The sequence below is a fragment of the Celeribacter sp. genome, from assembly GCF_048270365.1.
In the GTDB taxonomy this organism is placed as follows: domain Bacteria; phylum Pseudomonadota; class Alphaproteobacteria; order Rhodobacterales; family Rhodobacteraceae; genus Celeribacter.
Genome location: NZ_JBLWTA010000008.1, coordinates 95,183 through 115,768 on the forward strand (window position 1 = coordinate 95,183; position 20,586 = coordinate 115,768).

The 20,586-nt window shown below is 60.4% G+C and carries 19 protein-coding genes; 6 read left to right on the forward strand and 13 right to left on the reverse strand.

Annotated elements, in window-relative coordinates; genetic code table 11:
- Positions 1 to 52 precede the first annotated feature (52 nt).
- Complete coding sequence (locus ACN0X0_RS12425; RefSeq protein ID WP_417279408.1) at positions 53 to 1,117, forward strand: YeeE/YedE family protein; 1,065 nt, start codon at positions 53 to 55, stop codon at positions 1,115 to 1,117.
- Here the strand turns inward: ACN0X0_RS12425 and ACN0X0_RS12430 are convergent.
- From ACN0X0_RS12430 to ACN0X0_RS12450, 5 genes are all read right to left on the reverse strand, one after another.
- Positions 1,050 to 2,336, reverse strand: a complete 1,287-nt coding sequence (locus tag ACN0X0_RS12430) for a DUF3422 family protein (protein ID WP_417262101.1) — start codon at positions 2,334 to 2,336, stop codon at positions 1,050 to 1,052. The genes ACN0X0_RS12425 and ACN0X0_RS12430 overlap by 68 nt on opposite strands.
- 115 nt (positions 2,337 to 2,451) lie before the next feature.
- On the reverse strand, positions 2,452 to 3,645 hold the full coding sequence (locus ACN0X0_RS12435) for an amidohydrolase (protein WP_417279409.1): 1,194 nt from the start codon (positions 3,643 to 3,645) through the stop codon (positions 2,452 to 2,454).
- Positions 3,646 to 3,797: 152 nt separating this feature from the next.
- Positions 3,798 to 5,225: an NAD(P)(+) transhydrogenase (Re/Si-specific) subunit beta gene (locus tag ACN0X0_RS12440; protein WP_417279410.1), complete on the reverse strand. Its 1,428-nt coding sequence runs from the start codon at positions 5,223 to 5,225 to the stop codon at positions 3,798 to 3,800.
- A 13-nt stretch (positions 5,226 to 5,238) separates the two neighbouring features.
- Complete coding sequence (locus tag ACN0X0_RS12445) at positions 5,239 to 6,810, reverse strand: Re/Si-specific NAD(P)(+) transhydrogenase subunit alpha (protein WP_417279411.1); 1,572 nt, start codon at positions 6,808 to 6,810, stop codon at positions 5,239 to 5,241.
- 113 nt (positions 6,811 to 6,923) lie between these two features.
- Positions 6,924 to 7,379: a methyltransferase family protein gene (locus ACN0X0_RS12450; protein ID WP_417279412.1), complete on the reverse strand. Its 456-nt coding sequence runs from the start codon at positions 7,377 to 7,379 to the stop codon at positions 6,924 to 6,926.
- Between the two features lie 46 nt (positions 7,380 to 7,425).
- Between ACN0X0_RS12450 and ACN0X0_RS12455 the strand changes: the two genes are divergently transcribed.
- Positions 7,426 to 7,890, forward strand: coding sequence for a GNAT family N-acetyltransferase (locus tag ACN0X0_RS12455; RefSeq protein WP_417279413.1), 465 nt, complete (start codon positions 7,426 to 7,428; stop codon positions 7,888 to 7,890).
- Positions 7,891 to 7,924: 34 nt separating this feature from the next.
- Here ACN0X0_RS12455 and ACN0X0_RS12460 read toward each other — a convergent pair whose 3' ends face one another.
- The 4 genes from ACN0X0_RS12460 to ACN0X0_RS12475 form a co-directional block, all read right to left on the reverse strand.
- Positions 7,925 to 8,704, reverse strand: coding sequence for an SDR family NAD(P)-dependent oxidoreductase (locus tag ACN0X0_RS12460; RefSeq protein ID WP_417279414.1), 780 nt, complete (start codon positions 8,702 to 8,704; stop codon positions 7,925 to 7,927).
- A gap of 161 nt (positions 8,705 to 8,865) precedes the next feature.
- Positions 8,866 to 9,642 (reverse strand): gamma-glutamyl-gamma-aminobutyrate hydrolase family protein, encoded by a 777-nt coding sequence (locus ACN0X0_RS12465; RefSeq protein ID WP_417279415.1) that lies wholly within the window; start codon positions 9,640 to 9,642, stop codon positions 8,866 to 8,868.
- A 150-nt stretch (positions 9,643 to 9,792) separates the two neighbouring features.
- Positions 9,793 to 10,218 (reverse strand): GlcG/HbpS family heme-binding protein, encoded by a 426-nt coding sequence (locus ACN0X0_RS12470; protein ID WP_417279416.1) that lies wholly within the window; start codon positions 10,216 to 10,218, stop codon positions 9,793 to 9,795.
- A 3-nt stretch (positions 10,219 to 10,221) separates the two neighbouring features.
- Positions 10,222 to 12,375: a malate synthase G gene (locus ACN0X0_RS12475; protein ID WP_417279417.1), complete on the reverse strand. Its 2,154-nt coding sequence runs from the start codon at positions 12,373 to 12,375 to the stop codon at positions 10,222 to 10,224.
- A gap of 189 nt (positions 12,376 to 12,564) precedes the next feature.
- On the opposite strand from ACN0X0_RS12475, the gene pepN reads away from it, so the two are divergent.
- The 3 genes from pepN to ACN0X0_RS12490 all read left to right on the forward strand — a co-directional run bounded on the left by pepN (position 12,565) and on the right by ACN0X0_RS12490 (position 16,422).
- Positions 12,565 to 15,114, forward strand: coding sequence for an aminopeptidase N (gene pepN / locus ACN0X0_RS12480; protein ID WP_417279418.1), 2,550 nt, complete (start codon positions 12,565 to 12,567; stop codon positions 15,112 to 15,114).
- Positions 15,115 to 15,337: 223 nt separating this feature from the next.
- Positions 15,338 to 15,808: a c-type cytochrome gene (locus ACN0X0_RS12485; RefSeq protein WP_226553112.1), complete on the forward strand. Its 471-nt coding sequence runs from the start codon at positions 15,338 to 15,340 to the stop codon at positions 15,806 to 15,808.
- Positions 15,809 to 15,825: 17 nt separating this feature from the next.
- Positions 15,826 to 16,422 carry a cytochrome b/b6 domain-containing protein gene (locus tag ACN0X0_RS12490; protein WP_417279419.1) on the forward strand — a complete coding sequence of 199 codons (597 nt, stop codon included), beginning with the start codon at positions 15,826 to 15,828 and terminating at the stop codon, positions 16,420 to 16,422.
- Positions 16,423 to 16,485: 63 nt separating this feature from the next.
- Here ACN0X0_RS12490 and ACN0X0_RS12495 read toward each other — a convergent pair whose 3' ends face one another.
- The 4 genes from ACN0X0_RS12495 to ACN0X0_RS12510 form a co-directional block, all read right to left on the reverse strand.
- Positions 16,486 to 17,274 carry a hypothetical protein gene (locus ACN0X0_RS12495; protein ID WP_417279420.1) on the reverse strand — a complete coding sequence of 263 codons (789 nt, stop codon included), beginning with the start codon at positions 17,272 to 17,274 and terminating at the stop codon, positions 16,486 to 16,488.
- 112 nt (positions 17,275 to 17,386) lie between these two features.
- Positions 17,387 to 17,842: an Lrp/AsnC family transcriptional regulator gene (locus ACN0X0_RS12500; RefSeq protein ID WP_417279421.1), complete on the reverse strand. Its 456-nt coding sequence runs from the start codon at positions 17,840 to 17,842 to the stop codon at positions 17,387 to 17,389.
- A 9-nt stretch (positions 17,843 to 17,851) separates the two neighbouring features.
- Entirely contained in the window at positions 17,852 to 18,787 is a 936-nt protein-coding gene (locus tag ACN0X0_RS12505) for a hypothetical protein (protein ID WP_417279422.1), read from the reverse strand.
- A complete protein-coding gene (locus ACN0X0_RS12510; protein ID WP_417262117.1) occupies positions 18,784 to 19,242 on the reverse strand; it encodes an Lrp/AsnC family transcriptional regulator in 459 nt (152 codons plus the stop codon). The genes ACN0X0_RS12505 and ACN0X0_RS12510 overlap by 4 nt, the downstream gene beginning before the upstream one ends.
- Before the next feature lie 173 nt (positions 19,243 to 19,415).
- On the opposite strand from ACN0X0_RS12510, the gene ilvC reads away from it, so the two are divergent.
- Positions 19,416 to 20,438: a ketol-acid reductoisomerase gene (gene ilvC / locus ACN0X0_RS12515; protein WP_226553106.1), complete on the forward strand. Its 1,023-nt coding sequence runs from the start codon at positions 19,416 to 19,418 to the stop codon at positions 20,436 to 20,438.
- The last annotated feature ends 148 nt before the right edge of the window (positions 20,439 to 20,586 follow it).

The window sequence follows — 20,586 nt, forward strand, 5'->3', positions numbered from 1 at the left end:
CTATTTTTCTGCATATGAGGGATAAAATTCCACCTTCACGGAAGGACGCGACATGTATGAATCTCTCGGACTGGACCTTGCGCCCCGACAAGCGGCGGTGATCCTTGGCCTTGTGATCGGTGTGCTGTTCGGCGCGCTGGCCGAAGTGTCGCGCTTTTGTTTCCGTCGCTCCGTCGCCGGGCCAAAGGGCGAACGTGGCGCCGCTGCGGGTGTCTGGCTTGCGGGCCTCGCCACCGCCGTGCTCGGCACGCAACTCGCCGTCGCGCAGGGCCTGATTTCCTTCGCAGACCACCGTTTCCTGACGCCCGATCTGCCCTGGCTTGCCATTGTGATCGGCGGGGTGATGTTCGGCGTCGGGATGGTGTTGACCCGGGGCTGCGTCTCGCGTCTCACCGTTCTGTCCGGTTCCGGCAACCTGCGTGCGGCCCTCGTGCTCGTGGTCTTCGCCGTCGTGGCCCACGCCACGCTCAAAGGCATCCTCGCCCCGCTGCGCACCACTCTGGGCGGCGTCACGCTGTCGCTGGACAAGGCCGCCCTGCCCGGCTCTGGGCTGATCTGGACTGTGCTCATCGTGGGGGCTGCCGCCATTGCGGCTTGGCGTCTCGCCACATCGAAACGCGATCTCGCCCTCGGCGCCTTGATCGGCCTTTTGGTGCCCGCCGCGTGGATCGGCACGGGTTTTGTCCTCTTCGACGAATTCGACCCGATCGCGATGGAAAGCCTGTCCTTCACCTCGCCCTCCGCCGAGACCCTGTTCTGGTCCGTCGCGGCGTCTTCGATCCCTGCGGGATTTGGCACCGGCCTTATCGGTGGTGTCATTTTGGGGGCTCTCGTCTCGTCCCTGTTGTCTGACCGCTTCCGGTGGCAGAGCTTCGAGAGCCCCCGTCAAACCGGGCGTTACATGGCCGGTGCGGCCTTGATGGGTGTGGGCGGTGTGTTGGCTGGCGGCTGCACCGTGGGTGCGGGCCTTGCGGGCGTGCCGAGCCTGTCTCTGGCCGCCATCCTTGCGCTGATCTCAATTGCTTTGGGCGGAGTGATCGCCGCCCGGATCATCCGAGATGGTGCTTCTTTATCCGCCGCAACCCAAGCCAAACCGCAAGCACAACCAGCGGAGTGACCAGCGCCAGCGCCAGCCCTTTCGACAGGTGCAGCGGTTCGAGGACTGGGTAGACCAGATAGCCCACGAGGCTCACGGCGTAATAGCTGATCGCCACCACCGACAGCCCCTCGACCGTCTCCTGCAAGCGCAGTTGCAGATCGGCACGTTTGTTCATGCTCTCCAACAGAGATTGGTTCTGCGCCTGACGTCCGACATCGACCTTTGTGCGCAACAGGTTCGCCGCCCGCGCCGTGCGTTCCGCGAGGCTTTCGAGCTGCGACTTGGCCGCCTGTACCGTGCGCATCGCCGGATCATAGCGGCGCATCATGAACTCTCCGAAAAGCTGACGCGCCATGAACCGGCTCTCGCGCAGCACTTCGATCCTTTGGTTGACGATGGCCTCATAGGCCCCGGTCGCGCCAAAACGGAAATTCGTGCGCGTCACGATGCCTTCGATCCGGGTCGAAAGGCCCAGAATATCCTCCAAAAGCGCCTCAGTGGGAACGTCCTGTTTCGAGGTCAGCGTCGCCATCAACTCCGCCAGTTCCTGTTCGATATCCGCAAGCTCGCGCACCACTTTGCGCGCCTGCACGAGGCCCAGCATCGACATCGCCTTATAGGTCTCGATCTCGCAGAGCCGCTGCAACACGCGCCCGATCCGACGCCGACCACAATCGGGTTCCGGGAAAATCGCAAAACGCATATGCCCGGCCTCATCGATGCGAAAATCTCCCGCGACCGTCAGCGCCCCATCGAGGACATGAGCAACGGCAAGGCTTTCGCGCTCGAACCAGCTGTCAATCCGCTCGACAATTTGGGCCTCTGCTTCCACGGTTTCCACCCGAATGAGCGCGGAGGTGATCCGCTGCCCCGGCGCGTCATTCAACCAGTCTTCCGGGAAGAGATCAAAGGTGCCTTTGTCAAAGGCCCGATCCGCCACGCCATCGGCGAAAATCGTGTAAGTCACGAATTCCGTGTGGCTTTCCCATTTCAGACGATATTTGCCCAAAGGCCCGATATAATGCGTCGCTCCCGGCGCCGGATGCGCGGCGCCGTAACGGTCCAAAAGCGCCAAAAGATGCGCGCGGTCCAGATCGCGGTCACGCCGCGCCGCATCGCCCGAGGCCCGGATCGCCAGATAGGCGGCCCGCGCATTGGTACTCACCTCCGGGAAAGGACGGGCGTGCAGTTCATTGGCCAGCTCATAGCGGCGCGGGTGGTCTTGCAAAGGGGCCATATGCGTCTCTTATTCAGCGTTGTTTTACGCCTATAGCCTGCGCGCGCCCTTCAAAGCAAATAATATTTTCATTCCATTTCAAAGACTTATCTGAATGCCATGGTATACTTTCGTCTCATGTCGCCCCCAACTCCTCAGCCACGACATTCATCCAATAGGCCACCCCGATCGGGATCAGCGCATCGTTGAAATCGAATTTCGGCGTGTGGACAAAGGCTGATCCCGGCCCGTCGCCATTGCCGATGGAAACGTAAGCCCCTGGAATCTTTTCCAGATAATAGGCGAAATCCTCACTGGCTCCGATGGCCGGGGCATCCGTCATCGTCAATGCTTCGCCCACCGAGGCCATATGCGCGCGCCCCGTCACGGCGACCTCATCACAGGTGTTCACCAGCGGCGGATAGCCCCGCTCATAGTCCACATGCGCCGCCACCCCGCAGGCCATGGCACAGCCCTCGGCCAGCCGGGTGATCTCGCGTTCCAACGTGTCACGCACCTCGGGCGCATAGCTGCGCGCCGTCCCTGCGACCATAACTTTCGCCGGAATGATATTGGCGCTTTCACGCTCGCCGCCTGCGACATGGCCGATGGACACCACGGCCCAATCGGTCAGCGCCACATGGCGGGAGACAACATTGCCGAGCGTCGCCATGAATTGCCCCGCGGCCACTGTCGGATCGGTGGATTTTTCCGGGGCCGCGCCGTGTCCTCCGGTGCCTTCAAACACGATCTCCCAATCGTCAGAGGCTGAGGTGTAAGGCCCCACACGCGTGGTCAAAAGCCCCAGAGGATCCATCGGCCCATTGTGCACGCCGTAAATCGCATCCGTCGGAAACAGCTCGAACAAGCCGTCCTTGATCATCGCATCGGCCCCGCCGCCGCCTTCTTCGGCTGGTTGGAACACGAAATGCACGGCACCTGCGAAATCCGGGTTGGCGGCCAGTTTCTCCGCCGCGCCCAAAAGCATCGTGGTGTGGCCGTCATGTCCGCAAGCATGCATCTTGCCCGGCACCGTTGAACTATAGGGCACGCCCGTCTCCTCGGTGATATGAAGCGCATCCATATCGGCGCGCAGCGCGATGGATTTCTGCCCCGGACGCGTGCCTTTCAGCGTCCCCACCACGCCGGTCTTGCCAAGCCCGCGATGCACCGCAATCCCCAGCCTTTCGAGATACGCCGCAACGATGGCAGAGGTCCGTACCTCTTCATAAGCGGTCTCCGGATGGGCGTGGATGTCGTGACGCATGGCGGTCATTTTTTCGATGAAAGCCAGATCGGTCTGAATGTCTTCGGGGCGGGTGTGCTGCATGGGGATCTCCTGTGACGTCACCATGCCGCTCATAAGATCAAATGGAAAGCAGTCTCGGCGCATCCCGCCTGTGCATCTTCATGGCAGCCGAAAATACACAAAAAGGGCGGCCCGAAGACCGCCCTTCCTGAGTAGTGATCCTGCAATGAAGATCACTCGATCTTCGGCAACAGCGCATTCATCGACGCTTTCGCATCGCCATAGAACATGCGCGTGTTTTCTTTGTAGAACAGCGGGTTCTCGATGCCAGAATACCCGGTGCCCTGACCGCGTTTCGACACGAACACTTGTTTCGCCTTCCACACTTCGAGGACCGGCATGCCCGCGATGGGGGAGTTCGGGTCTTCTTGGGCGGCCGGGTTCACGATGTCGTTCGAGCCGATCACGATCACCACGTCGGTGTCCGGGAAGTCGTCGTTGATCTCGTCCATTTCCAGCACGATGTCGTAGGGCACTTTGGCTTCGGCCAGGAGCACGTTCATGTGCCCCGGCAGGCGGCCTGCGACCGGGTGGATGGCGAAGCGGACGTTCTTGCCCTTGGCGCGCAGCTTATTGGTCAGCTCGGACACGGCACCTTGCGCCTGTGCCACGGCCATGCCGTAGCCCGGCACGATGATCACAGAGTCAGCCTCATTAAGGGCCGTGGCCACGCCGTCGGCGTCGATCGCGACTTGTTCGCCCTCGACCTCCATCGCCGGACCTGCTGTGCCGCCGAAGCCGCCCAAGATCACGGAAACGAAGCTGCGGTTCATCGCCTTACACATGATGTAGGACAGGATCGCACCGGAGGACCCGACCAGCGCGCCGACCACGATCAAGAGGTCATTCGACAGCGAGAAACCAATCGCCGCCGCCGCCCAGCCCGAGTAGGAGTTGAGCATGGAGACCACGACCGGCATGTCGGCGCCGCCGATGCCCATGATCAGATGGTAGCCGATGAAGAGCGCCGCCAGCGTCATCAGGATGACCGGGAACAGCCCGCCGGTGTTGAAGTACCAGATCAGGCAGATCAGCGAGAGCGCAGCCGCACCCGCGTTCAGCATATGCCCACCCGGAAGCTTTTTCGCCACCGAAGAGACTTTGCCAGCGAGTTTACCATAGGCGATCACGGAGCCGGTAAAAGTCACCGCCCCGATGAAGATGCCGAGGAACAGCTCGACCTTGAGAATGTTCAGCTCAACCGGCGACTTATGCGCCACAAGTGCTGCGAAAGTGCCAAGCTCTTCGCCGCCATGCAGACCCGCCACATGATGCATCACGAAATGCGCGTTGAAGCCGACGAACACGGCCGCAAGACCGACGAGCGAGTGCATCGCCGCGACAAGCTGCGGCATCTCGGTCATCTCGACCTTATTGGCGACATACCAGCCGATGATCCCGCCCGCCGCGATCAGGATGAGCGACAGGAGCCAAAGCCCCGCCCCCGGCCCGATCAGCGTTGCGAACACCGCCAAAGCCATGCCGGCAATGCCGTACCACACCGCGCGTTTCGCGCTTTCCTGCCCCGACAAACCGCCCAGGGAGAGGATGAAGAGAACCGCCGCGACCACATAGGCCGCCGTCGTAAATCCGAAATCCATTGCCTCTGCTCCTTTACGATTTCTGGAACATGGCGAGCATGCGCCGTGTCACGAGGAAGCCGCCGAAAATGTTGATCCCCGCCATAAAGACAGAGAGCGCGGCCAAGAGGATCACCAACCAGTTGCCCGAGCCGATTTGCAGCAAGGCGCCCAAGATGATGATGGAGGAGATTGCGTTGGTCACGGCCATCAGCGGCGTGTGCAAAGAGTGCGACACGTTCCAGATCACCTGGAAGCCGATGAACACCGACAGGACGAAAACGATGAAGTGCTGCATGAAAGATGCAGGCGCGACAAGGCCCACGCCCAGCAAAAGCACGGCGCCGACGGCGATCAGCGTCACCTGTTGCTTGGTCTGCGCCTTGAAAGCGGCGACCTCTTCGGCGCGTTTCTCTTCGGGGGTCTTTTCCTTGACCTTTTCCTTCGGCTTCGCGGCAATCGCGGCCACTTTCGGCGGCGGCGGCGGGAAGGTGATCTCGCCCTCATAGGCCACGGTCGCGCCACGGATCACGTCGTCTTCCATGTTGTGATTGATCTGACCGTCTTTCTCAGGGGTCAGGTCGGTCATCATGTGACGGATGTTGGTGGCGTAAAGCGTCGAGGCCTGTGTGGCCATGCGGGACGGGAAATCGGTGTAGCCAATGATGGTTACGCCATTCTCGGTGACGATTTTCTCGTCCTTGACGGTCAGCTTACAGTTGCCGCCTTTTTCCGCCGCCAAGTCGACGATCACCGAACCCGGCTTCATCGCCTCGACCATATCCTTGGTCCAAAGCTCCGGCGCTTCGCGGTTCGGGATGAGCGCCGTGGTGATCACGATGTCCACCTCGGGCGCCAATTCGCGGAACTTCGCCAGCTGCGCTTCGCGGAACTCAGGCGACGACACGGAGGCATAACCGCCCGTGGCCGCACCGTCCTGTTGCTCTTCTTCGAAGTCGAGATAGACGAATTCGGCGCCCATGCTTTCGACCTGTTCGGCCACTTCGGGCCGCACGTCGAAGGCGTAGGTCACAGCGCCCAAAGAGGTCGAGGTGCCGATGGCGGCAAGACCGGCCACACCGGCGCCAACAACCAGAACCTTCGCCGGGGGCACTTTCCCCGCAGCGGTGATCTGACCGGTGAAGAAACGGCCGAAGTTGTTGCCCGCTTCAATGACCGCGCGGTAGCCCGCGATGTTGGCCATCGACGACAGCGCGTCCATCTTCTGCGCCCGCGAAATCCGCGGCACCATTTCCATGGCGATGACATTGGCACCCTTGGCCTTCGCCGCCTCCATCCCCTCGGCATTCCCGCCGGGATTGAAGAAGGAAATCAACGTCTGGCCCTTTTTGAGACGCTTCATTTCCGTCTCGTTGGGCTGGCGGACCTTGGCGACAATGTCGCAATCCTTCCAGAGCGCGGGCGCCGTCTTGACGATCTCGACGCCGGCCTCTTCATAATCCTTATCCGAGAACCCGGCGAGCGCACCCGCCCCGGTCTCAATGGCACAGTCATACCCAAGCTTTTGTAATTGCTTGGCGCTTTCAGGCGTCAGCGCGACACGCGCTTCCCCCTCAAAGACTTCCTTAGGAACACCGAATTTCACGTGTTGATCCTCTTTTCCCCAGTCATAGTCCTTCGTTGACCTCTTCCTTACCTAATTGCAGCAGTGCAGCGCAACATTATTGCGCAAACATCGCCAAAAAGTAGGACGTAAAGTCAGAGCCAACGCCGCGTTTGTTCTGCCCAGGTTTGAAATTCCGCCGGAAACTTCGTCCTGAGCCAGGATTCTTCCTCGACAATGAAACGTCTTTGGATCACCGCCATAAAAACGGGGACCAAAAGCATGCCTGCCGAATTGGCGAACAGTAGAGAAAAGCCCACAAGTGTAAAGGCGTCGCCCAGATAAATCGGGTTTCTTGTCAATCTGTAAACGCCATCCGTCACGATGGCGACGGGCACCCGATGCGGCACCACGGTGGTGCGATGCCGCAGCATGGCAAAGACCGCCAGCGCCATGAGCATGAGCCCCACGGCGATCAGCATCCCACCCAGAAGTTTGAGCGCGTATGGCGCCTCAAAGCCAAGCCCGGCTTTGGTCAAAACCCAGTTGAGCGCCCAAGCGAGCCCCATGAATCCCAACAGCCAGATCGGTGGATAATCGAGTCTTTTCATGGCTTCAGCCTAGCCCCGGTTTGCGACAGTCGCTAGAAGCGCCTCCATGAAACTTCGCCCTTTGACCCCAAAAGATGCAGATGTCTGCTATGCGCTCTTTCACCGCACCGTCCATGGCGGCACGGGGGCGTTTTACGGCGCCGAACAGCGCGCCGCCTGGGCGCCCGCACGCGCGCATGCCCCCGACAGCTGGCCAGAACGTCTGACCAGCGGCTTTGCGATCTGCGCCACGCGCTGGGGCAAGATCCGGGGCTTTTTCACCATGGGGCACGACGGCCACATCGACTTTGCCTATGTTGCGCTGGAAGAGATGGGCAAAGGCACCGCTGCCCGACTTTATGACGCCTGCGAGACAGAAGCGCGCCGCCTGGGCCTCTCCCAGATGGACACAGAAGCCAGCCACCTTGCGCGTCGTTTCTTTGAAAAACGCGGCTGGCAGGTGGTGGCCCGGCAAAGCGTGATCCGCGACAGCGTCGCGATCGAGAATTTTCGAATGCAAAAACAGCTTTAAGGGCACGACATGGCGCACGCCGCGCCCTTCCGTTTTAAGCGATGCTTTCGACAATCCCGCCTTCGACCTTGAGCGCCGCCCCCGTCGTGGCGCTGGCCTGAGGCGAGGCGGCATAGACGCACATGGCGGCCACCTCTTCGGGCGCCGCGAACCGCCCCAAAAGGCCAGAGGGGCGTTTTTCCTGCAAGAATAGCGTTTCCATCTCCTCAGGCGTCACGCCTCGATCGTCGGCCATGCCCTTGATCATCGACACCGCGCCCTCGGTGCGCGTCGGCCCCGGCAAGATGGTGTTGACTGTGACACCCGTCCCGGCCAGCACTTTGGCGAGGCCGCGCGACACGCCTTGAAGCGCCGATTTCGACACGCCATATTGCACCATATCCGCCGGAATGTTCAGCGCGGATTCGCTTGAGATGAATTGAATCCGCCCCCAGCCGCGATCCCGCATGCCTTGGGCATAATGCCGCGACAGGCGCACGCCGCTCATGATGTTGATCTGGAAATAGCGCTCCCATTCATCATCCGAAATGTCGAAGTAATCCTGCCGACCGTAGATGCCCAGGTTGTTGACGAGAATATCAGCTTCCTGCTCCGCCGCGATCAGCGCCGCACAGCCTTCCGCGGTGCCGAGATCGGCCACAACGCCGCGTGCCGCCCCGTCGATTGTGCTGAGCGCCGCATCGACACCGGCTTGAGAGCGCCCGGTGATGACGACCTCCGCGCCGGCCTCCGCCAGCCCTTGGGCAATGGCAAGCCCGATGCCGCCGGTCGAGCCGGTCACAATGGCGGTTTTTCCAGAAAGGTCGATCTTCATGTCTGTCTCCATTTTTTGGGCCGCAGATGCCCCGTCTCCGGGGACACATACCGCATTCAGATAGAGAGATAGGTCCCTGGCACTCAAGCGCCATGTCATTGACGGAGAAAGACTGTCTCCGCCCTGTTCCAAATAAACGATTTTTCAGACGAATGGACGCCTCACGCGTCCTCGGTCACTTTGCGGCGTCGCGCTTCGGCGAATTTATAGACCGCCTGACCGAAGGCCTCGAACAGCGGTCGAGACACCGGGTCTTCGCCCGCGCGATACTCCGGATGCCATTGCACCGACAGGGTGAACCCCGGCGCGTCCTTCACATAGATCGCCTCGGGCGTGCCATCGGGCGCATAGCCGTCGATCACGATGCGGGCACCGGGTTTCTTAATCCCCTGCCCGTGCAGCGTATTGGTCATCACCTCATCGGCGCCCAAAAGCTTGTGGAACACGCCTTCTTCCGACAGGCGCACCGGGTGCCGCAGGGCGAATTTTTCCTCCAACGTGCCGTCCGGCGGCATGCGGTGATTCATCCGCCCCGGCAGGTCACGAATTTCCGGGTAAAGCGTACCGCCCATGGCGACATTGACCTCCTGAAACCCGCGGCAAATGCCCAGGATCGGCTGGCCCACCTCGACACAGGCGCGAATGAGCGGCAGCGCCACAGCATCGCGACAGCGGTCGAAATCGCCATGTGCTTCGGTCTCTTGTTCGCCATATTCCTCGGGGTGCACATTCGGGCGCCCGCCGGTGAAGAGAAAGCCGTCACAGGCCTCCATCAACTCGGCGACAGAGACGAAATTCGGATGCGGCGGGATCAAAAGCGGCATGCAATTCGACACTTCCGCCACGGCCTCGGCATTCATCCGCCCGCCCGTATAGGCCGGGTAGCTCCCGTTCAGCAGGTCCGTATTGCCGATGATGCCAACGACTGGTCGTGTCATATTCTACTCCCCTTTTGACATTACAATAAGCGCTTTGAGAGGAGAAAAAAGGGGGGAGCGGCCCGGAGTACCGTTGGCGAAAGCACAACGGTTGTGCGCGGGGTGTGCGCGAGGCTGATCCGCCCGTTTTTTGATCAAACACGAAATCGCTCAGGCCCGTGCGGCAAAACCCGCTGCCTTGATGCCCGCCCGCGCGGCCTCGGCGTCATGTTCGGGCGTGTCGCCCGCGACGCCCACGGCGCCGATCACAATGCCCGCCTCGGACAGGACCAACACGCTTCCGGGCAGCGCCACAAGTTGACCAAAGGCCGACTGCGCGCCCGAAATCAACTGAGGCATCCGCTCCGCACGATCCGCCAATTCAGCGCCATTGAGCCCCATGAGCACCGCGCCTTTGGCCTTGGCATAGGCCAGATCGAACCGCCCCGGCGGCGCGGCATCGGCGCGGGCGAAGGCCTGAACATGACCGCCCGCATCCACCACCACGACGCTCAAAGGGTTCCAGCCCTGTGCTTGGCCCAAGGCCATCGCCGTCGCGATGATGGTCTGGGCTTGCTCCAGCGAAATCGACGCCATGCGTTAGCCCTGCGCCTTGAGTTCCAACCGCCGCGCGTGGAGCACCGGCTCGGTGTAGCCCGAGGGCTGCACCCGCCCCTTGAACACCAAATCGCAGGCGGCTTTGAAGGCGATGCCGTCAAACCCCGGCGCCATCGGTTTATAGAGCGGATCATCCGCATTCTGACGATCCACGACGGCGGCCATTTTCTTCATAGCCTCCATGACTTGCGCCTCGGAGACAACGCCGTGGTGCAGCCAGTTGGCGAGGCCCTGCGAGGAAATCCGGCAGGTGGCGCGGTCTTCCATCAGGCCCACATCATGAATGTCCGGCACTTTGGAACAGCCGACGCCTTGGTCAATCCAGCGCACCACATACCCGAGGATGCCTTGGGCGTTGTTTTCGATCTCGGCGGTGATTTCATCGTCGGACCAGTTGATGCCTTTGGCGACCGGAATGGTCAAAAGATCATCGAGCGTGCCGCGCGCGCCGGTTTTCGCGATCTCGTCCTGCACGGCGAAGACATCGACCTTGTGATAATGCGTCGCGTGCAGCGTGGCCGCCGTGGGCGACGGCACCCAAGCACAGGTCGCGCCTGCTTTCGGATGGCCAATTTTCGCCTCCAGCATCGCATGCATCAGATCCGGCATGGCCCACATGCCCTTGCCGATCTGCGCACGACCCTTGAGACCGCAAGCAAGGCCGATATCGACGTTGCGTTCCTCGTAGGATTTGATCCAGGGCTGATCTTTCATCTCGCCTTTGCGGATCATCGGCCCGGCTTCCATCGAGGTATGAATCTCGTCGCCGGTCCGGTCCAAAAAGCCGGTGTTGATGAAGGCGACGCGGTGTTTGGCGGCGCGGATGCACTCTTTGAGGTTCACCGAGGTGCGGCGTTCTTCGTCCATGATGCCGAGTTTGACGGTGTTGGGTTCAAGGCCCAAAATCTCTTCGACGCGGGTGAAGATCTCATCCGCAAAGGCCACCTCTTCGGGGCCGTGCATTTTCGGCTTCACGACATAGACAGAGCCTTCGCGCGAGTTGCGCGGGCCGGTGGTTTTTTGCAGGTCGTGCATGGCGATCATCGCGGTCACAAGCGCGTCCATGATCCCCTCGCCGATCTCCAAACCCTCTGCGTCGAGGATCGCCGGATTGGTCATCAGATGCCCGACATTGCGCACCAACATCATGGCGCGGCATTTCACATCGAACGCGGTGCCATCGGGTGCGGTATAGGTGAAGTCGGGATAGAGCGCGCGGGTAAAGGTCTCCCCACCCTTGGTGACCTCTTCGGTCAAATCGCCCTTCATCAGGCCAAGCCAGTTGCGATAGGCGCCCACCTTTTCCTCGGCATCGACGGCGGCCACCGAATCTTCGCAATCCATAATCGCAGAAACGGCGGCCTCGACGTTTACGCCCGCAAGCCCCATCGGGTCATCCTTGCCGATATAATGGTCGCGGTTGATCGCCAATTCCAGGCCCAGCCCGTGACGCTCCAGAAGGATCATCTGCCAGTCGCCCGTGCGCGCATGGCCTTTGAATTGCGCCGGATCGGCCAGACCGGTCTCGCCCATCGCCCCATCGACCAGCAACATGCCGTTGGTCACGGCAAGCTTGGTCACATCGGCCCAAGAGCCCCCCGCGAGCGGCGCGACCGCGTCCAGATGCGCCTTGGCCCAGGCAATCACCCGCGCGCCACGCTCGGCGTCATAGCCCTTGCCAGCAGGCAAATCGCCCAACGCATCGGTGCCGTAAAGCGCATCATAAAGCGAGCCCCAGCGCGCATTCGCGGCGTTCAGAGCGTAGCGCGCATTGGTGATCGGCACCACGAGCTGCGGCCCCGGTTTGGTGGCGAATTCCGGGTCGATCTTGCTGGTTTCAATCTGAAAATCAGGACCTTCCGGGACGAGATAGCCGATCTCTTTCAGAAACGCCGTATAGTCTGCGCCATCAAAATCCTGCCCTTTACGGGCCAGATGCCAATCGTCGATCTGGGTCTGAATCTCTTCGCGTTTTGCCAAGAGCGCGCGGTTCTTCGGCCCCAGATCGCGCACCATCCCCGCCAGACCGTCCCAAAACGCCTCCGCCGTCACACCCGTGCCCGGAAGGGCCTCTGTTTCGATGAATTGGGCAAGCTCTTGGGCGACCTTGAGGCCGGATTTGTCGACGTGCGTCATTATGGGAATCACCTGATTGTCTCGGATTTCACCGCGCAGACTACCCGGCTGCCCCCGGGACACAAGCCAAAGGCCGCGATCCTGCCGCACCGACATGTCCGATACCGGCCGCAATTTCCCGTGTCTGCCGTTGCAGCCCCGCGTGCTCAGGCCTACCTTTCGAAGATCACAGTTAGAAAGAGTCGCCCGATGAAAGACACCGCCCCGCAGACCATTTACCTCAAGGACTACACCCCCTTCGGCTATCGGATCGATGGTGTCGAACTGACCTTTAAACTTCATCCGACGGCGACGCGCGTGCTCTCAAAAATCGCCTTTGCGCCGAATCCTGAGGCACCCGAAAAGCGATTTTTCCTTCATGGTGAGGATCTTAGTCTGATCTCTGCGACCGTTGACGGCGCCCCTGTCACACCCCGCGAGGTCGCGGGCGGCATCGAGGTGGACGTGCCCGACGCGCCGTTTGTGTGGGAGGCCGAGGTGGAGATTTCGCCCGAGACCAACACCGCGCTTGAGGGGCTTTATATGTCCAACGGGATGTATTCGACGCAATGCGAGGCCGAGGGCTTTCGCAAGATCACCTATTACCCGGATCGTCCCGATGTGATGGCGACCTTTACCGTGCGGGTCGAGGGCGATCTGCCGGTACTTATGTCCAACGGCAACCCGGTCGAGCGCGGCGAAGGCTTTGCGGTCTGGCACGATCCCTGGCCGAAACCCTCCTATCTTTTTGCTTTGGTGGCAGGCGATTTGGTCAATCACCCCGGCGCTTTCACCACGAAATCCGGCAAAGAGGTCGAGTTGAACATCTGGGTCCGTCCCGGCGACGAGGGCAAATGCGCCTTTGGGATGCAGGCGCTCAAGGACTCGATGAAGTGGGATGAGGACACCTACGGGCGTGAATACGACTTGGACATTTTCAACATTGTGGCCGTGGACGACTTCAACATGGGCGCGATGGAGAATAAGGGGCTGAACATTTTCAACTCCTCTTGTGTTCTGGCCTCGAAAGAAACCTCGACGGATGCCAATTTCGAACGCATCGAGGGCATCATCGCGCATGAGTATTTCCACAACTGGACCGGCAACCGCATCACCTGCCGCGACTGGTTTCAGCTCTGCCTGAAAGAGGGTCTGACGGTCTATCGCGATCAAATGTTCTCCGGCGACATGCGCAGCCATGCCGTTAAAAGGATTGAAGAAGTTCTCACTCTGCGCGCCCGACAGTTCCGCGAGGACAACGGCCCTCTGGCCCACCCTGTGCGGCCCGAGAGCTTTGTCGAGATCAACAATTTCTACACCGCCACCGTCTATGAGAAAGGCGCCGAGATCATTGGCATGCTGCGCCGTCTCATCGGCGATGAGGCCTACCGCAAAGGTTGCGATCTCTATTTCGAACGCCACGACGGCGAGGCCGTGACCATCGAAGATTGGCTGGCCGCTTTCGAAGAGGTCACAGGGCGCAATCTTGCACAATTCAAACAATGGTACTCCCAAGCGGGCACGCCGCGCCTGAAAATGAGCGAGAGCTGGGACGACAGCACGTTGACGCTGACCTTCACCCAGACGACGCCCGCCACGCCCGGTCAAAGCGAGAAAAACCCGCAAGTCATCCCGATCGCCACCGGGCTCATCGGCCCGAATGGCGATGAGATGGTGCCAACCACCGTTTTGGAGATGACCGAAGTCACGCAGAGCTTTACCTTCGAGGGTCTCGGCGCGCGGCCCGTGGCCTCCGTGCTGCGCGATTTCTCCGCGCCTGTGATTTTGGAGCGCGAGATCGACAACGACACCCGCGCTTTCCTTTTGGCGCATGACACCGACCCGTTCCAGAAATGGGAAATGGGCCGGGCGCTGGCAAAAGACACGCTGCTGTCGATGATCGTCAACGGCACGGAACCAAGCTTTGCCTATCTCGACGCGATCAAATCGGTGCTCATCGATGACGGCCTCGACCCGGCCTTCCGCGCCCTGTCTTTGGGCCTGCCGTCGCAGGACGATCTGGCGCAGTCGCTGGTCGATGCCGGTGTCGTCCCAGATCCACAGCGCATCTATGAGGCCCGCGAAAAGCTACGCCATATCTTGGCCAACCACCTGCACGACCTGTTGCCCGCCCTGTACAAGGAAAACGAAACAGGCGCCTTCGTCCCGAATGCCGAAGGCTCGGGCAAACGCAGCCTGCGCCTTGCCGTGCTGGGGCTTTTGAGCCTGCAAGACAGCGGCGTAACAGCCAAGGCCTTGTTCAAACGCGCCGACAATATGACCGAACAGGCGGGCAGCCTTCAGGCCCTGCTCTCCGCAGGCCTTGGCGCAGACGAGCTGCAAGCTTTTGAAGCGCAATGGAAAGACGACCGCCTCGTGATGGACAAATGGTTCATGATGCAGGTGGCCTTCGCCGCTCCCGATAAAGCCGCCGAAGTGGCCGCGGTGCTGAGACAACATCCGGCCTTCACCAACAAGAACCCGAACCGTTTCCGCGCAGTCTTTGGCGCCCTGACGGCCAACCATGCAGGGTTCCACCACGCCAGCGGCGCGGCCTACCGGCTCTTGGCGGATCAACTGATCGCGCTCGATGCGCTCAACCCGCAAACCACCGCGCGGATGAGCGGGGCCTTCGAGACATGGAAACGCTATGACGCCGACCGTCAGGCCATGATCCGCACGGAGTTGGAACGCATTCTCGCGACGCCGAACCTGTCGCGGGACACCACGGAAATGGTCACACGGATTCTGTCGGCCTGACGCGGCCTTGCCCCAGTTTCCCACAAAGGATGTTTGCGCAATCATTTCTCGTTTGCGCAAACAACACAGGCGCCATAACAAAAAATTGAACCGTTTCCGCAGCTTGCGGCAGCGCAACGTTAGATTGTCACATTCAATTTCATGAAACTTGTGCCATTATCGTTTTTACCGCGCGGGCGACACGCCTTTTTATTTCAGTAAACAGACAGGGAAACCCTATCCAATGCGTAAACTCATCCTCTCCACCGTGATCGCGGCCACTGCGGCCACCACGGTTGCCACCGGCGCCTTTGCTCAATCCCCCTCCGACGTCGCCAAGGCCCGTCGCGCATTCTTCACGCTTGTCGGCTTTGAAATGTCCACCTTGGGCGGCATCGCGCAGGGCAAAATCGACTATGATGCCGATCTTGCCAGCCAATCCGCTGGCGATCTTCTGTCGCTCGCCAGCCTCCACACCGCCGATTACTTCGCGCCGGGCACCTCGAACGAGGACCTGCCGGGCGAAACCCGCGCCAAGGCCAATATCTGGGACGACATGGAAGGGCTTCAGGAAACCAGCATGGCCTTTTACCAAGCCGTCGCCGAACTGAACGACGTCGCGGGCACCGGTCTGGACGCGCTGCGTCCGGCGGTCGGCAAAGTGGGCGGCACTTGCAAAGCCTGCCACGACGACTACCGCGCCGCTGATTTCTGATCGAGGCTCGGCGAAACATGACGGAACAGCTTGAAAAGACCTATCTCTGGGACCCGGTGGTGCGTGTGCTGCACTGGGCACTGGTGATCGCCTTCTTCACCGCCTTCGGGCTTGGCAAATTCGGCCCCGACCAGATGACGCTGCATTTCTACGCGGGCTATGCCGTGGCCGTAATCGTCGTACTGCGGGTGATCTGGGGCTTTGTCGGCTTTACCACCGCGCGTTTCGCCACGTTCGTCAAAGGTCCGGGCAAGGTTTTCGCTTATGCCCGGACGCTACCGTCCTCCAAGCCGTCGCGCTCCTATGGGCACAACCCGGTGGGGGCGATTTTCGTCGTCGGCGTGTTGATCGTCTTGGCGATGCAGGTGACGAGCGGGCTATTGGCCGACCCGGAAGATTACGTCAACGTCGGCCCTCTGGCGCAATATGTTTCGAGCGATGTGACGCGTAAGGCGCTGTCCTATCACGAACCGCTGTCGTTTCTGCTCCTGCTGATGGTGATCGGCCATATCGGCGCGATTTTCTGGTACAAGAAGCGCAAGGGCGAAAACCTCGTGACACCGATGGTGACCGGTTATGCCCAACTCCCGCCGCGTAAAACGCCGGCGGAATGACCCCGGAGAGCAAGATAGGAAAAGGGCGCCAACGCGGCGCCCTTTTTATGCATTCTTAGAGACTTACAGCGCAATCGGGATCGTCACGTGCCCCGCGAGAGATCCCGCCCCGGAAGACACCTCCACGGTCTGTTGCGCAAGTTCCGCTGCGCTGTTGTCCCGAAAGATACTGTCGCGCGACAACGGAATGCCCGCGAGATTGCGGATCGATTGCGCGTAACGCCCTTTGTCCGATTGATAGATGTCGCCGATCTGCCCTTCCGAAAAGGCCAATTGCGAGATCAGCACCGGGCGCGCACCGGAGACGGCGGCCTCGGCACTCTCGAAGACTTCGAAATGAATATGAGGCCAGCGGCGCGGGTAACAACCGGGCACCACAGTGTCAAAATCCACCTTGCCCGATGCATCCGCCACAGCAAGGCCGCGCAGCCAGTTGGCCTCCGGCACGTTGTACATCGAATAGGCCCCGCCCGCGTCGCAATGCCAGATGTAGATCGCATAGCCCTCCAGCGGCGTGCAGCCCGCGTGATCTTGCAGGGTCAGTTCCAAAGAGATCGGCACGCCCTCGGCCTGCCCTTTGGCCTCGCCAAAAGACGATGTGATGTCACGGCGCAGCACGCCGTTTTGTGTCAAGACATCGACAATCTGCCCCGCTCGCCGATTGGTTCCATCCGCCGGAAACGGCCCGGCGGTTTCGCGTGGAATGGCGACACAGTCGAGTGCTGTGGCTGGTAGCCCCGCGGTGGCGGAAAGCCCCAGCCCGCTCAAGACAGTCAGAAAGCGGCGGCGGCCCAGAAGATGGGGGAAATCGTGGCGAAATCCGTGGTCGGCGTGGTCGTCCTGATGTGGCATCGGCGTGTCTCCGTCGTTGGACATGTTAATATATAACGCACTCACAGGCGGTTTTCGTCGCCCAACCGATAACATTGACATAACATGCCCGTGACCTCCTAAATCGGGCCGGCTACAAGGGCCCAGGCCGACGCTCCTCGGACAAGACCACATTGGCCTCGACATTGCCCACCCCCGGCAGCGTCATGATCCGTCGCCGCAGCACGCGTTCGAAATCCGGCAAATCCTGCGCCACGACGCGCAGGCGATAGTCGAAGAGCCCCAAAACGTGCTGCACCGTCTGCACCTCCGGGATCGCCCGCACCGCGCGTTCGAAATCCTCGAGGCTGACACGGCCTTTCGTGGCGAGTTTGACCCCCAAGAACACAGTGACGCCAAAACCCAGCGCCTCAAGGTTCAAATCCACGCGACGCGGCCCGAAGATGCCCGATTCACGCAGACGCTTGATCCGCCGCCATGTCGCCGGTTGACTGAGGCCAAGCGCGCGCCCCAAAGCCCCCGCCGATTGCGTCGCATCCTCGCAAAGCGCGCGGATGAGAAGACGGTCAATGTCATCGAGTTCAATCATGTTTAACCCTCAGCAATCATAGGCGACATTGTTTGAGTTGGTTCGAAAGGCGATCCCGAGACGACGTGCCAACGCTGCCCCCGCCGCATCATATTGTGAAACATCATGATCTTGCGGAGGCCGTCGCGCCAACAGTGTGAACCGGTACGGCGTGTCGTTCTCAAGCGAAATTTCGCAAAATCCTCCGCCCTTTGCCGGCCACATATAAGTGCACTCCACACGGAGAAATTCTGACGCGCGCGCGATATGCACATAGTCGCCACGCTTGGGCACCAAGATCACAAATGTTCCGTCGCGGCTCAGCCAGGTGCCGACAGGTGGCATATTTTGATGGGGCTGACAGGCGTAGCGCGGAACCACAAGCCCCAAGGCCTCAAGGTCCTCTCCCCCGAACAAATGTTCCGGATCGCGAAAACATGGCACAAGCGTCTCGGGAACAGGGCGCCGCCAACTCGGACAGATCGTCGCAATCACGTGACCATTTTGCACAAGGATTTCCAACGACGCATTGCCGAAAGACCAAACCGATCTGGACCCAAATTTTGCAGGCGGACCAAAACAGGCGCACCAAATCTCTTCGATCTCCTTGAGCGCGACCTCCACGCCCTGACGTGGCCCCCAAGGCCCCGCGCTCTCAGAAGAAACATTGGCAAACAGGGTGATGTCCGCCCAATCCTCCCTCGCCCCGTCTCCACTGACGTTCCCGCGATACCACGACTGACTGAACCGAAAATTCCAAAGCCCGACACCGGCGAACGAGAGTGCGGGAATATCGAGACCGCAAGAGATCGTCACATAGTCATTGGTTTCAGGTCGATGAGCCGCGCTGGACAGTCGGGCGAGATTTTGAAGATCTTCGCGATACGGCAATCCAGCCTCTGCACAGGCACGCCAAAGCGGAGCTTGCGGCGCGACGGGGCTGTCTTTTTCCCAATTTTCACTCACAACGGCACCGACTGGCTGTCTTTGATCGTCGCCACCTGCATCAGCGCCTCGATGTCGGTCATATGCGGCAGGGTCAGGATTTTTTCGCGGTACACCCGCTGATACTCTGCCATATCCCGCGCGATGACCAAAAGCCGCGCGTCCACGCGGCCCAGAAACGTGCCGATGGAAATCACCTCCGGCACCTCGCGTGCGGCTTGAATGAATTCGTCAAAGGCGCGCGGTTCGGTCTTGTCGAGCGTGATCCGAAGGCTCACCTCAACGCCGTACCCCATGGCCCGCCAGTCGACCTCTTCGCGGATGGATTTCACCACGCCGCCCGCGCGCATTCGCTCCAAACGACGCGCGAATGTGGCAGGCGTCACGCCCGCGCGTTCGGCCAGATCGGCGGCCTGCGCTTCGGGTTCGGCCTGAATTTGACGCAGGATTCTGCGGTCCGTGTCATCGACTTGCATGATATTTTCGTATTTTTAAATTATGACGCATGATTTAATTTCACAAAATGCAAAATAGGTCAAACTTTGTCACGAAAAAGCATGTTCTATGCGCGATAACCGCCTCAGACATTGGGGCCAGGCTTTACCGCCCTGCCCATGCCTGAAGACAAGACAACAAAGGAGCGCCCAACATGCGCGTTTATTACGATCGCGATTGCGATGTGAACATCATCAAAGAAGCCAAAGTTGCCATCCTCGGCTACGGCTCGCAAGGTCACGCCCACGCGCTGAACCTGCGCGATTCCGGCGCGAAAAACGTGGTCGTGGCTCTGCGCGAAGGCTCCCCGTCCGCCAAAAAAGCCGAAGCCGAAGGCCTCAAGGTCATGGGCATCGCCGAAGCTGCCGCTTGGTGTGACGTGATCATGTTCACCATGCCCGACGAACTTCAGGCCGAGACCTACAAGAAATACGTCCACGACAACCTGAAACCGGGCGCAGCGATTGCCTTCGCTCACGGTCTGAACGTGCACTTCGGCCTCATCGAGCCGAAAGAAGGCGTCGACGTGATCATGATGGCGCCGAAAGGCCCGGGCCACACCGTGCGCGGCGAATACACCAAAGGCGGCGGCGTGCCCTGCCTCGTGGCTGTGGACACCGATGCGACCGGCAAAGCGCTTGAAATCGGTCTCAGCTACTGTTCCGCCATCGGCGGCGGCCGCTCCGGGATCATCGAAACCAACTTCCGCGAAGAATGCGAAACCGACCTCTTCGGCGAACAGGCCGTGCTCTGCGGCGGTCTCGTCGAGCTGATCCGCTGCGGTTTCGAAACCCTGGTCGAAGCCGGTTATGCGCCGGAAATGGCCTATTTCGAATGTCTGCACGAAGTGAAACTCATCGTGGACCTGATCTACGAAGGCGGCATCGCGAACATGGATTACTCCATCTCCAACACCGCGGAATACGGCCAGTATGTCACCGGCCCGCGCATCCTGCCCTACGAGCAGACCAAGAAAGCCATGAAAGAGGTTCTCGCCGACATCCAACAGGGCAAATTCGTGCGTGACTTCATGCTCGAAAATGCCGTTGGTCAGCCGACGCTCAAAGCCTCCCGTCGTGCCAACGATGAGCACCTCATCGAGGAAACCGGCAACAAACTGCGCGGCATGATGCCGTGGATCACCGCCGGTAAAATGGTGGACAAATCGCGCAACTAAGCGTTCTTTGATCCAAGACGATTGGCCCCGGCGTTCCTGCGTCGGGGCTTTTTTGTTGGCTAAACCACAGAGAACGCAAAGACAAACGGACCCAAAACCACGCAGATGCGCCCTAGGGCGAACAATCATTGAGCAATCGCGCAGGATA